Annotated in this window: 11 protein-coding genes and 1 tRNA gene; 6 read left to right on the forward strand and 6 right to left on the reverse strand. The window is 58.4% G+C overall.

The window, feature by feature from the left end; all coding sequences use genetic code 11:
- Positions 1-10 precede the first annotated feature (10 nt).
- The 4 genes from urtD to HKD40_RS02000 are packed head-to-tail and all read left to right on the forward strand — an operon-like array spanning position 11 to position 3,080.
- The gene (gene urtD, locus HKD40_RS01985; RefSeq protein ID WP_169194036.1) at positions 11-772 is read left to right on the forward strand and encodes an urea ABC transporter ATP-binding protein UrtD; all 762 of its coding nucleotides are present in this window, start codon (positions 11-13) and stop codon (positions 770-772) included.
- 9 nt (positions 773-781) lie between these two features.
- Entirely contained in the window at positions 782-1,471 is a 690-nt protein-coding gene (gene urtE / locus HKD40_RS01990; protein WP_169194037.1) for an urea ABC transporter ATP-binding subunit UrtE, read from the forward strand.
- Positions 1,472-1,505: 34 nt separating this feature from the next.
- The gene (fmdA, locus tag HKD40_RS01995) at positions 1,506-2,735 is read left to right on the forward strand and encodes a formamidase (protein WP_169194038.1); all 1,230 of its coding nucleotides are present in this window, start codon (positions 1,506-1,508) and stop codon (positions 2,733-2,735) included.
- Positions 2,736-2,744: 9 nt separating this feature from the next.
- A complete protein-coding gene (locus tag HKD40_RS02000; RefSeq protein ID WP_169194039.1) occupies positions 2,745-3,080 on the forward strand; it encodes an FmdB family zinc ribbon protein in 336 nt (111 codons plus the stop codon).
- 246 nt (positions 3,081-3,326) lie between these two features.
- On the opposite strand, the gene HKD40_RS02005 is transcribed toward HKD40_RS02000, so the two are convergent.
- The 6 genes from HKD40_RS02005 to HKD40_RS02030 form a co-directional block, all read right to left on the reverse strand.
- Positions 3,327-3,403 (reverse strand) — tRNA-Asp (locus tag HKD40_RS02005).
- Between the two features lie 262 nt (positions 3,404-3,665).
- Complete coding sequence (locus HKD40_RS02010) at positions 3,666-4,667, reverse strand: dipeptide ABC transporter ATP-binding protein (protein WP_169194040.1); 1,002 nt, start codon at positions 4,665-4,667, stop codon at positions 3,666-3,668.
- A complete protein-coding gene (locus HKD40_RS02015; protein WP_169194041.1) occupies positions 4,664-5,680 on the reverse strand; it encodes an ABC transporter ATP-binding protein in 1,017 nt (338 codons plus the stop codon). Before HKD40_RS02015 ends, HKD40_RS02010 begins: the two co-directional genes overlap by 4 nt.
- A gap of 7 nt (positions 5,681-5,687) precedes the next feature.
- Positions 5,688-6,641 (reverse strand): ABC transporter permease, encoded by a 954-nt coding sequence (locus HKD40_RS02020; protein ID WP_169194042.1) that lies wholly within the window; start codon positions 6,639-6,641, stop codon positions 5,688-5,690.
- A gap of 9 nt (positions 6,642-6,650) precedes the next feature.
- Complete coding sequence (locus tag HKD40_RS02025) at positions 6,651-7,730, reverse strand: ABC transporter permease (RefSeq protein ID WP_169194043.1); 1,080 nt, start codon at positions 7,728-7,730, stop codon at positions 6,651-6,653.
- Positions 7,731-7,805: 75 nt separating this feature from the next.
- A complete protein-coding gene (locus HKD40_RS02030; protein WP_349236780.1) occupies positions 7,806-9,425 on the reverse strand; it encodes an ABC transporter substrate-binding protein in 1,620 nt (539 codons plus the stop codon).
- Positions 9,426-9,808: 383 nt separating this feature from the next.
- Between HKD40_RS02030 and HKD40_RS02035 the strand changes: the two genes are divergently transcribed.
- Together HKD40_RS02035 and HKD40_RS02040 are read left to right on the forward strand one after the other, a co-directional pair.
- On the forward strand, positions 9,809-11,200 hold the full coding sequence (locus HKD40_RS02035) for a M20/M25/M40 family metallo-hydrolase (RefSeq protein ID WP_169194044.1): 1,392 nt from the start codon (positions 9,809-9,811) through the stop codon (positions 11,198-11,200).
- Positions 11,201-11,209: 9 nt separating this feature from the next.
- Positions 11,210-12,304 (forward strand): Xaa-Pro peptidase family protein, encoded by a 1,095-nt coding sequence (locus tag HKD40_RS02040; RefSeq protein ID WP_349236781.1) that lies wholly within the window; start codon positions 11,210-11,212, stop codon positions 12,302-12,304.
- Positions 12,305-12,415: the final 111 nt, after the last annotated feature.

Raw genomic sequence — 12,415 nt, forward strand, 5'->3', positions numbered from 1 at the left:
ACCCCGAACTATGACGTTCATTTCAGACGTAGCGCCGAAGGATTTCCTGCTCGCAGTCGAAGGCCTCACCGTGTCCTTCGATGGTTTCAAGGCCGTGAACGACCTGTCCTTTTACGTCGATGAGAACGAGATCCGCGTCATCATCGGCCCCAATGGGGCGGGAAAAACAACCGTTCTCGACCTCATCTGCGGTCGAACGAAAGCAACATCCGGTTCCGTCCGTTTCCGCGGCAAGGAACTGACGACGATGAAGGAGCACCAGATCGTTCACACCGGGGTTGGGCGGAAGTTTCAGAACCCATCCATCTACGAGGATTTGACGGTTTTCGAAAACCTCGAACTCTCGTTTCCGCGCGGCAAAACCGTCTGGGGCGCTTTGGCCTTTCGGCGCGATCATGAGGTGATTAACCGTGTCGAGGAGATCGCGGAGATGATCTTCCTCAAAGATCACCTCGATACGGAAGCCGCCATTCTCAGCCACGGCCAAAAGCAATGGCTCGAAATCGGCATGCTGCTCATCCAGAAACCCGAACTGCTCATGCTGGACGAACCCGTTGCCGGGATGAGTGTCGCCGAGCGCGTCAAAACTGCTGAGTTGCTCAACACCATTATCAGGCAGCACTCCGTGATCGTCATCGAGCACGACATGAAGTTCGTCGAGGACATTGCCCATCGGGTCACGGTCTTGCACCAGGGCAAGGTGCTCTCAGAGGGCACGATGGACCATGTCCAAAACGATCCCAAAGTCGTCGAAGTCTATCTCGGTCATTAGGAGGCCATCATGCTCGCAATCGACAAGCTGCGCGTTTCCTACGGTCAGAGTGAAGTCATTCATGGCGTCTCGCTCGATGTCGCTCCCGGCGAGATTGTCGCCATCATGGGCCGCAACGGCATGGGCAAAACCACACTGATGAAGTCGCTCATGGGCATTGTCCCCTCACGGAGCGGCACAATCGCCGTTGACGGCAAGCTGGTGGAGACCGCCGAAAGCTTCGACCGCGTCCGCTCTGGCCTCGCCTATGTCCCACAAGGCCGCATGATCTTTTCGACTATGACGGTCAAAGAGAACATCGAGACCGGCCTCACCGTCACCGACGAACGCGAGGTGCCGCCCGACCTCTATGAGCTTTTTCCCGTACTCCTCGAAATGAAGGGACGTCGCGGGGGCAATCTTTCGGGCGGCCAGCAGCAACAGCTGGCAATCGCCAGAGCGCTGGCCTCGCGTCCAAAAGTTTTGCTGCTGGATGAACCCACCGAGGGCATTCAGCCCTCGATCATCAAAGAGATCGCCCGGACCCTGCGCCGCATCCGCGACGACAAAGGCCTCTCCATCGTCGTTTCTGAACAGGTGCTGAGCTTTGCGCTCGATATCGCTGACCGTGTGTTGGTCATCGAGAATGGCGAGATCGTCCACGAAAGCCCACGCGCCGGCATCGATGAGGCGAAAGTCTCCTCATTCCTTTCCGTCTAGCCATTGCCATTCATCGCCTAAAAGAGGACCAGACATGACCGAAACACTGATCAAGGTCGATCTCAACGAAAGCCCATACACCAACGAGAATATCCACAACCGCTGGCATCCGGACATCCCGATGGCCTGCTGGGTCGAGCCGGGCGATGACTTCAAGGTCGAAACTTATGACTGGACGGGCGGCCAGATCAAAAACGACGACAGCGCTGCCGACGTGCGCGATGTCGACCTCAATCAGGTCCACTTTCTCTCAGGTCCAATTGGCGTTAAAGGCGCGCAGCCGGGCGATCTGCTCGTCGTCGACATTCTCGACATCGGCGCTTTTGAAGACTCCCTTTGGGGCTTTAATGGCTTCTTTTCCGTCAACAATGGCGGCGGTTTTCTCGATAAGCATTTTCCGAGTGCTCAGAAATCCATCTGGGATTTCAAAGGCATGTTCACCGAGTCTCGCCATATACCGGGCGTAAAATATGCAGGCCTCATACACCCCGGCCTGATCGGCTGCCTGCCCGATCATAAAATGCTCGATCTGTGGAACACGCGCGAGAAAAAGCTCAACGATACCGATCCAACCCGCGTCCCCTCGCTCGCCAAACTCCCCGAGGTCAATGCCGCCCATCTTGGCCCGCTGAAGGGCGATGCCTTTGACGCCGCCGCTAAAACGGCCGCGCGCACGGTGCCGCCGCGTGAACACGGCGGCAATTGCGATATCAAGGACCTCTCCCGCGGCTCCAAGATCTATTTCCCCGTCTATATCGAGGGTGCGGGCCTCTCGATGGGCGATTTGCACTTCAGCCAGGGTGACGGCGAAATTACCTTCTGCGGCGCTATCGAGATGGCGGGTTGGCTGCATATTCGCGTCAGTCTGATCAAAGACGGCATGGCCAAATATGGGATCAAAAACCCGATCTTCCGCCCTTCTCCAATCACCCCGAAATATGATGACTACCTCATATTTGAAGGCATTTCAGTCGACGAAAGCGGTACCCAGCACTATCTCGATGTCACCACGGCCTATCGCCAGGCCTGCCTCAACGCCATAGAATATCTCAAGAAATTCGGATACTCGGGCGCTCAGGCCTATTCGATCCTCGGCACAGCGCCGGTGCAGGGCCATATCTCTGGCGTGGTCGACATTCCCAATGCCTGCGCCACACTATGGCTGCCGACGGACATCTTCGAGTTCGACATCATGCCCGGCTCCGAGGGGCCAAAGAAGTTCCTCGATGGCTCGGTGGACATGCCGCTGGCGCGCGACCTCTAGGGGAACATCATGGCCAATTATGACTATCAATGCCAGGACTGCGGCCCGTTCTCGGCTGTGCGTCCCATGGCCCAATCGGCAGAGCCCTGTGCCTGCCCAAGCTGTGGAGGGCCCGCGCCGCGGGCTTTCCTTACAGTCCCCTACATTGCGGGCATGGAGGCCTCACAGCGGCAGGCTTTTGCCACCAATGAGCGGGCGCGCCACGAGCCCAAACGGGGTGGATCAGCGCATGGACCAGGCTGCTCGTGTTGCAGCAGCACCGGAAAGAAGGGGCGCTCCACCTTGGTCCGAGCCGACGGCTCCAAGAGCTTCCCTGCCGCCAGACCTTGGATGATCAGTCACTAGAGAGCCTACACCAAACAAGCCTCCCCGGTTGGCCGACGAGTATCTGGGAGGCACCATTCTTCACAAGGTGAAACGAGACTGTAAGGGATCGCACTCGTCTTGGTGACGCACTGCCCAAAACTGTGCGAATGACAGGCTTCAAGCGACAGACATGCCAGTCAACATTGCGACTGCCCGAAAGCCAATAAAGCGCAAGGACTTGGCAGGGGCACCCTGACTTCAGAACAACAATTTCAAGAAAGAAAATGGCGCGAGAGACGGGGCTCGAACCCGCGACCTCCGGCGTGACAGGCCGGCGCTCTAACCAACTGAGCTACTCCCGCAGCGCTTGGGGAACATCAGTTCCGCGCAACGTGGGCTCTGTATAGGGGCGTGATTTGCCCCTGTAAAGCGGCCTCTAGAAAATTCTCAAAGCTTTTCAACATCTGTGGCGCCGATGGGCATATCATTGGCACTTGGCTGGCACTTTTGGGCGCTGTGAAGGGCTTGGCGGGGGCTTTAACGAGGGCCACGCCCTGCCCTGAACACGAAAAAATGGCGCCTCCAATGGAGACGCCTTGAGCTTTTGCGGTGCTTGGCCCTGGTTTAAGCTGGAATGAGGGCGTCCAGCTTAGAGGCCCGCCCCTCTTGGACGGCGTGGCAGGCGACGCGGGCGGGACCGGCTTGCGCCAGTGTCGGCACTTCGCTCCGGCAACGATCGTTGGCCAATGGGCAACGCGGATTGAAGGGGCATCCGGCTGGCGGGTTCATTGGCGAGGGGAGTTCGCCGGTGAGACGCAGTCGTGTGCCCCGACGGTCTGGGTCAGCCACCGGGGTCGCGGACAATAATGCCTGCGCATAGGGGTGGCGGGGATTAGCGAAGAGCTCGGCCGATGGGGCCATCTCGACGACGTGACCGAGATACATCACCACGACATCATCAGCGATGTGACGGACGACGGCGAGGTTGTGCGAGATGAACATCATAGTGAGGTTCAGCTCGCTTTTGAGCACGCGCAACAGGTTGAGGATCTGAGCCTGAACCGACACGTCGAGGGCAGACGTGGGTTCGTCACAGACCAGCAATTCTGGCTCGAGGATCAGCGCCCGGGCAATGCCGATGCGCTGACGCTGACCGCCAGAGAACTCATGCGGATAACGGTCCGCCGCTTGCGCAGGCAAGCCGACGCGCTGGAGGATCTCTCCGACGGCCTTTCGGCGGCTCGCCTCATTGCCGATGCCATGGACAGCCAGGCCTTCGGCGATTGACCGACCAATCGGCAGGCGCGGATCGAGCGATGAGTATGGGTCCTGAAAGACCATCTGGATGCGGCGGCTGGCTTCAAAGCTGACGCCAGCGTCGCCCTTATTGATCTGCTTACCGTCAAAGATGACCTCGCCGCCGGTGGCGGGGTGAAGGCCGACGACAACGCGTGCGAGGGTCGACTTTCCGCAGCCACTCTCGCCCACCACCCCAAGGGTTTTACCCTTTTCGATAGCGAGATTGACGGAGTTCACCGCCGCGACTTTGCCAACGACGCGTTGGAAGAGGCCGCCGGTGACGGCGAACTCTTTTTTCACATCGCGCAATTCCAACAAGGCGGTCATAGCAGTTCAGCCTGTTTATGCATTTCGGTAGCGGACGACGCCGTCAGCCAACACCGGGAATGGTGATCGGGGGCAACGGGCAGCAGGTCCGGAACGAGACTTGTGCAGCGCGGCTCATCGACTTCGCGGCGCGCCGTGCAGCGCGGCGCAAAACGACAGCCCTGCGGCAGGTGCGTCAGTTGAGGGACGCGGCCCTCGATGACTTCGAGCATCTCCTGCCCGGCATCCATGCTCGGGATCGAGCGGAGAAGCGCTTTGGTGTAGGGATGCTGAGGCGAGCGGAACAAGGTCCGCACGTCGGCATATTCAACCACCTGCCCCGCATACATGACGGCCACATGGTCGGCCATTTCGGCAACGACACCCAGATCGTGGGTGATCAAAATAATGGCAGTGCCAAAATCCTTTTGCAGCTCGCGCATCAGCTCAAGGATTTGCGCCTGAATGGTTACGTCGAGGGCTGTGGTCGGCTCGTCCGCGATCAGCACTTCGGGCTGACAGGCCAGAGCCATGGCGATCATGATGCGCTGTGCCATGCCGCCCGACATTTCGTGCGGATAGGCCTTCATACGGCGCTCAGGATCAGGAATGCCGACAGCGGCAAGAAGCTTGATGGCCGCCGCTTTGGCCTCGGCCTCGGTCATGCCTTTGTGCAGGCGATAGACCTCTGCGATCTGTTTCCCGACAGTGTGCACCGGGTTCAGCGCAGACGACGGGTCCTGAAAGATCATCGACAGGCGATCGCCGCGGATTTTTGAGGTTTCCGCTGCGGTCATACGGCGCAGATCGATGCCGCCAAGCATGACCTCGCCGCCGACGACCTTGCCCGGATAGGGGACAAGGCCGGCAATGCTCAGGGCGGTAATGGACTTGCCGCAACCGCTCTCGCCGACGACACACAGGGTCTCCCCCGCTTTCAAATCAAAGGAGACTTTATCGACGGCAAGGGCATTGCCGTTGCGCGTGGTGAAGAGAGTGCTGAGGTCTCGGACCTGAAGGATTGGTTCGCTCATCGCCGCCTCACGAGTTCAAACGTGGGTCGAGCGCATCGCGCAGACCATCACCCAGCAGATTGAAGCCGAGCACTGTGATGACGATGGCGATGCCGGGGAAGAAGACCAAGTGCGGCGCGGAGAAGATCTGGTCTTTCTCGCTACCAAGCATGGTGCCCCATTCCGCCATTGGCGGCTGAGCGCCAAGACCAAGGAAGCTCAGGCCCGCAGCTTCAAGAATGCCGCCAGCGACGCCCATAGTGGCAAGAACCACAATCGGGGTGAGCGAGTTCGGCAGAACGCGGGTGAACAGAATGCGCCACTTGCTCGCGCCAAGGACGCGGCTGGCAGCGACGAAGTCTTGTGACTTTACCGACAACACGCTGGCCCGCGTCACACGGGCGTATCCGGGCACAGAGACCACGGATATGGCCAATAGCGCGTTGACGATGCCAGGCCCCAGCACGGCGACAATGGCGATAGCCAGAAGCAGAGATGGGAAGCCGAGAATGACGTCCATGATGCGCATGATGATGTTGTCGAGCCAGCCACCGAAGTAGCCAGCGATTGCGCCGAGCAGCACGCCCATAACGAGAGCCGCAGAAACGGTGACAATGCCGATCATCAGACTGATGCGGGAGCCATAGACAATACGGGAAAAGACGTCGCGAGCGTTGCCGTCAATGCCCATCAAATGCTGGGGCTTGGCAACATCGCAGCCGAACATATGGATACATGGCGCTTCGCGGCGTTTGATATCCTCAACGCCAAGCAGCACCTGATTTGGATCATAGGGCGCAATGAGCGGCGCAAAGATTGCGACCAACACCATAAAGCCGATGAAGAGCATGCCCAGTTGGGCCGAGCGCTTACGCAGGAGACGCTTCCACGTCTGCTTCCATAGCGGCACTGGATCGCCGAGCAGGCCCTCTTCCAGCACGATTTCAGCGGCCCTGGCAGTTGCAGTATTTAGGCTATTCATATCAGGGTCCTATTGCGGCCGAACGCGCGGATCGAGGTAGGTATAGGAGAGGTCCACGATGAGGTTCACGACCACGTAAATGGTGGCGATGAGCACGGTGAAACCCTGTACGATTGGGTAGTCGCGGGCGAAGATCGCCTCCATCAACATGCGCCCTACCCCAGCCAAGCCAAAAACGGTCTCGGTGAGAACGGCGCCGCTCAAAAGCGCGCCCATTTGCAGGCCCAGAATGGTGACGACAGGCAGCATGGCGTTGCCAAGTGCGTGGCGCTGAACGACTTTGTTGTCGGGCACACCCTTGGCGCGCGCGGTGCGGACATAATCGCGACCGAGGACGTCGAGGAGCGAGGACCGGGTCATGCGCGCGATAACTGCCATTGGAATGGTCGCCACGGCCATTGCAGGCAAGATCATGTGGCGGACCGCGTCATTGAAGACGGTCCAGTTGAAGGTGATGAGCGCGTTGAAAATGAAGAAGTTGGAGATGAACTCGGCGATCTGGCCGAAGAACGTGCCCTTGGTGATTTCCCAACCCCATGCCTCATAGAAGGGCACGGACACCAAACCAGCCGTCAAACGCCCTGAGGGCGGAAGCCAGAATGGGGTACCTTTGAGCATAACGCCAAACACATAGGCCATCATCAGACCAAGCCAGAACACCGGCATAGCAATACCGACATTGGCGATAGCCATGGTGCCGACGTCAGCGGCGGTGTTGTGACGGCGAGCGGCGAAAATGCCGATAGCGATGCCGCAAATCGTGGCGATCACCAGAGCCGACAATGCCAGCTCCATGGTCATCGGCAGACGCTCAATGATGATCTGGGTTACCGGACGCGAAAAGCGAATGGAATTGCCAAAGTCGCCCTGCGCAACGTCACGGATATAATAGAAGAATTGTACCCATATAGGCTGATCCAGCCCAAAACTGCGCTCAAACTCGATACAGGTCGCTTCGCTGACCTTGTCACCCAGCATGGCTTTACAGGGGTCGCCGGGTATCAGGCGAGAGAGTGAGAACGTGACCAGCAGAATGCCAAACAGCACAGGAATGGCGCTCAGTAGACGCTTTATCGCATATCCAAGCATCGGGCTTTTTCTAAAAGAGCAGAAATCTGATGAAGCGGGTGCCGGAGCACCCGCTTCGCTCGAAGCGATAATCGCTTAGTTGGCCGGAGCGTTAATCAGGCCCCAGAGGTACGAGTAGTAGTTGAACGTACCAGTGTTGCCGACGTGCGCTGGGTTGGTCACGTCAAGACCGGCAGCATAGGATGCAACGACGTCATTGGCATCGAAGTCCGAACCGTCCGAGAACTTTACGCCTTCACGCAGGTTGCAGGTCCACAGAGTGGCGTCTGCGTTCGCGTCGCAGCTGGTTGCGAGACCACCGACGATGGAACCGCTGTCCTGAGCGTAGTCGAGCAGGGTTTCGATGATCTGGGTGCAGACCAGGGTCGACTCGCCGTCAGACTCGTCACCGCAGTACAGGCTGATTGGCTCAGCGTTCTGCATAACGACCATGGTGTCCTTGCCGGGGTTTGCCAGGCTGAACTGCTTAGCGCCGAATGGGCGATAGCCGGCATTTTCGACATAGGAGCGCGCAGCCGAAGCCGCAGCCGCGTGGGAGATCGGGATCATCGGAACGAGATCACGAATGGCGTTGTTGGCAGATTCGTAGAGTGGCTTAGCCGCTTCAACGTCCGCAACGGTCGCGCCTTCAGCCAGTGGGCCGGAGATTTCTGGGAAGGAGTTACCGAACTGCTTTACCTCAGAACCGAAGTGGTAATCGAGGAAGTTGGTGATGTGCGGATAGTCTGCACCCCAGCCGAGCAGGTGGAAGCCATCAAGGTCACCGGCGCTCGCCTGACCGATGAAGTCACCGGATTCCAGAGCCACAACTTCAGCTTCAATGCCGAGGTTGTTCTTGAGCTGCGACTGCAGTTCAACAGCCATGGTGTTTGGTTCAGGCAGATACGTGCGGAAGACGTCGCGGAGGAAAATCTTGGTCTTGAAGCCTTCTGGGAAGCCAGCTTCGGCCAGAAGCGCCTTAGCGGCCACTGGGTCAAAACCATACCATTCGTCACCTACGCAACCATTTGGAATGGTGCATGGGGTGAAGAACTTGGCGACGTCCGAGCCTTCAGGCAGGTAGTTGTCAACGATACGCTGACGGTCGATGCCCATGGCAATCGCCTGACGGACCTTGACGTTATCAAATGGCGCGAACTTGTTGTTCATGCCGACATAGAAGGTGTTCGGGCCAGAAATCGGCAGGAACTGCAGATCTGGATCGTTCTTTACAGCGTCAAAATCGTCTGGGCTGACAGTGCTGATCTGATCAACAGTACCCGAACGGAGTTCGTTGAGCTGGCTGGCGCCGGAGGTGCTCCAACGGAAAACGAGCGTTTCGGCGTTGGCCTTTTCGCCCCAGTAATTGTCGTTGCGCTTGAGGATGATCGAGTCACCGCGGTTCCACGTTTCAAGCGTGTATGGTCCGGTGCCGATTGGGTTGGACAGAATGTCCTTAGTGGTACCAACGGTGTTGATGTGTTCCGAAGGCTGGATGCCGAAGGACACGAAAGCGGCCTTAGGCTCGAAAGCCGGGTCCGACTTACACATTTCGAAAGTGACGGTGTGTTCATCAACCGCACGGATGGCGCTGATCTTGTTGCCAGCGTCACAGTTTGGCGCGACCAGTTCCAGCCCTTCGTAGCCGAGCGACACACCTGCCGACGACGCTGCCATCGCAAGCGCAGTCGTGCCTAGAAGAATAATACGTCTCACCACTAAACTCCCTCAAGATTACCCGAGACCGTGCGATTGGCCCCCTGCCAAACCGCAACACCCGGTAAAATTCGTGCATTCTGCTGTCCCTATTGGCCGGCCGCGTTTGCCCTTTGCACGAGGCGCAGGAAAACTTAAGCCGAGACCATTTCAGCAGAAATAGACATATGTCAGACAAATTCATGTCCCGTCCGCTGTCAACCCCAGACAAGCGTCATCATCGATTAGAAATGGGTTTCCAAGAGATGTCAGACAATTAAAATCGACATGCTGGAAGTTGCTAAGGCCCGCTTACATACAAGGATACTGAGTGTATCGCTTGGGTGTGGCGGGCGGTGTTTGCGACTTCAAAAAATTATACATTGCAAAGCGATACGGTGCCCATGTCTGAGCTCGAACCGGTCCTTCGTCAGGCCGATGCTAACCTCGAATCAAGCCTGCAGACCCTGTTTGATCTGGTCCGCATACCGTCCATATCAACCGATCCGGCCCATGCCGCTGACTGTCGACGGGCCGCGCAGGCGCTGTCGGACTATCTCACTGAGCTCGGTTTTGATGCTTCGGTCCGCGACACCACCGGGCACCCAATGGTTGTTGCCCATCATGCAGGCCCGGACGACGAGAGCCCGCATTACCTGTTCTATGGTCATTACGACGTGCAGCCGGTCGACCCGTTGCACCTGTGGGACCATCCGCCATTTGAACCTGCGATCCGCACTGGAGCGAAGGGGCAGAAGATTATCTCCGGTCGCGGCACCTGCGATGACAAGGCACAGCTGCTGACTTTTGTGGAGGCGGTGCGCGCGTATAAGGAGGTCAATGGCAAGCTGCCAGCGCGGATTTCCATCATCTTTGAAGGTGAGGAAGAATGCGGTTCGCCTTCGGCGCGGCCCTTCCTTGAGGCCAATAAGGACGAGCTTAAGGCCGATTATGTCCTCGTCTGTGACACGGGCATGTGGGACGACGAGACGCCGTCGATCTGCGCTGGGTTGCGCGGGCTGGTGGGCGAAGAGATCAAGATTTATGCGGCAAGCCACGATTTGCACTCGGGCGGGTTTGGGGCGATTGCCGCCAATCCGCTGCATATAATCGGCAAGATTGTCGCCGGACTGCATGATGAAACGGGCCGCATCACCCTGCCCGGCTTTTACGACGGCGTGCACGAGACGCCACCGGAGCTGAAGAAGGTCTGGGATGCGCTGGAAGTGTCTCGTCCGCATATGCTCGAGCAGGTTGGACTCTCGATTCCGGTTGGGGAAAAGGGCCGGTCGATGTTGGAGCTGAATTGGGCGCGCCCAACAGCGGAAGTGAACGGCATCAGCGGCGGTTATGCGGGCGAAGGGTTCAAGACCGTCATTCCGGCGGAAGCCACCGCAAAAATTTCGTTCCGCCTCGTGCATGATCAGGACCCGCACAAGATCCGCGCGATTTTCCGGGACTATGTGCGTTCGAAGGTTCCGGCGGATTGCCGCGTTGAGTTCGGCGATCATGGCGCGGCGCCAGCGGTGCAGCTGCCTTACGACGCGCCAATTCTCGACAAGGCCAAGCAGGCGTTGAAGGGCGAGTGGGATAATCCGGCGATTGTCACCGGCGGTGGTGGGTCGATCCCGATTGTCGGCGATTTCCGCTCTATTCTGGGCATGGATGCATTACTGGTCGGCTGGGGTACGGCGGACGACCGCGGGCACGCGCCAAACGAGAAATACAACGTCAAGTCGTTCGAGAAGGGCATTCGCGGCTGGATCCGCATTCTCGACGCGATTTCAAAGCCATAGGGGCATTCTGTGACCGAAAATACTAAGGCCAAGTTCGCGCGCCTGCGTGAGCGTATGGCCGAGCAAAATGTTGATCTGATTGCGCTTGCACCCAGCTCCCACATGGACTGGCTGGTGGGCTTTCACCCCATGTTGTGTGAACGCCCGTGCCTGTTGCTGATCGGCCCTGAGCGCGAAGCATTTGTGATGCCGGCGCTGAATGCGGAAGGCTCGCGGGCCGAGACGGATATCGCCTTCCATGTCTGGTCCGATGATATTGGGCCCAAGCAGGCGTTTCTGGCGGCACTGGCCGATGTTGGTACGACTGAGGCCAAGCACATTGGCTTTGACGAAACCATGCGCATCGACTTTGCCATGCTGTTGCTCGACGCCCTGCCCGCGGCTAAGCGCAGCTTTACCGACGATACGCTGAGCTATTTGCGCATGCGCAAGGATGAGCGCGAATATGCGGCGCTCAAGAAGAATGCGCTGATCGCGGACCGCGCCATGCAGGCGGCGTTCAAGGCTATTCGGCCCGGCATGACTGAAAATGAACTCATGGCGATCATCGGCGATCACTTTAGTTCTGAAAACGCGCCCATGCAGTTTGCCGTGGTTGGCAGTGGTCCCAATGGCGCATTTCCGCATCACCATACCGGTGACCGCAAGCTTACCGATGGAGACGCGATAGTGCTCGACATCGGTGGCCGCACGGATGGTTTCCCGAGCGATATCACGCGCATGGCGATAATCGGCCAAGGTCCGGATGGGTATGCGGAGATCCACGACATCGTGGAGCGTGCGGTGCAGGCGGCGTTGAAGGCGGCGGTTCCGGGCGCACTGGCTCGCGATGTTGACGCGGCCGCTCGCGGTGTGATTACCGAGGCTGGCTATGGCGAATATTTCGTCCACCGCACCGGTCACGGCATGGGCATTGGCGGGCACGAGCCACCTTATATCACTGCGTCGTCGGACACTGTTCTGGCCGAAGGCATGGTGTTCTCCATCGAGCCGGGTATCTACCTGCCGGGCCGCTTTGGCATTCGCCTTGAGGACATCGTCATCCTACGCGCCGATGGGGCGGAAATCCTCTCGTCCCTGCCTCGCTCGGTCCACACGGCATAGACCAGAACCTTGTGGGCGTCAGGATGGAAGACCTGACGCTCATTTCTCACCTGCGATCGCTCAATTATTTTCATGACCTATTGGAAGGGTTGGGCAAGTCGCGCGTATATG

This window comes from Devosia sp. MC1541, from assembly GCF_012847305.1.
In the GTDB taxonomy this organism is placed as follows: domain Bacteria; phylum Pseudomonadota; class Alphaproteobacteria; order Rhizobiales; family Devosiaceae; genus Devosia.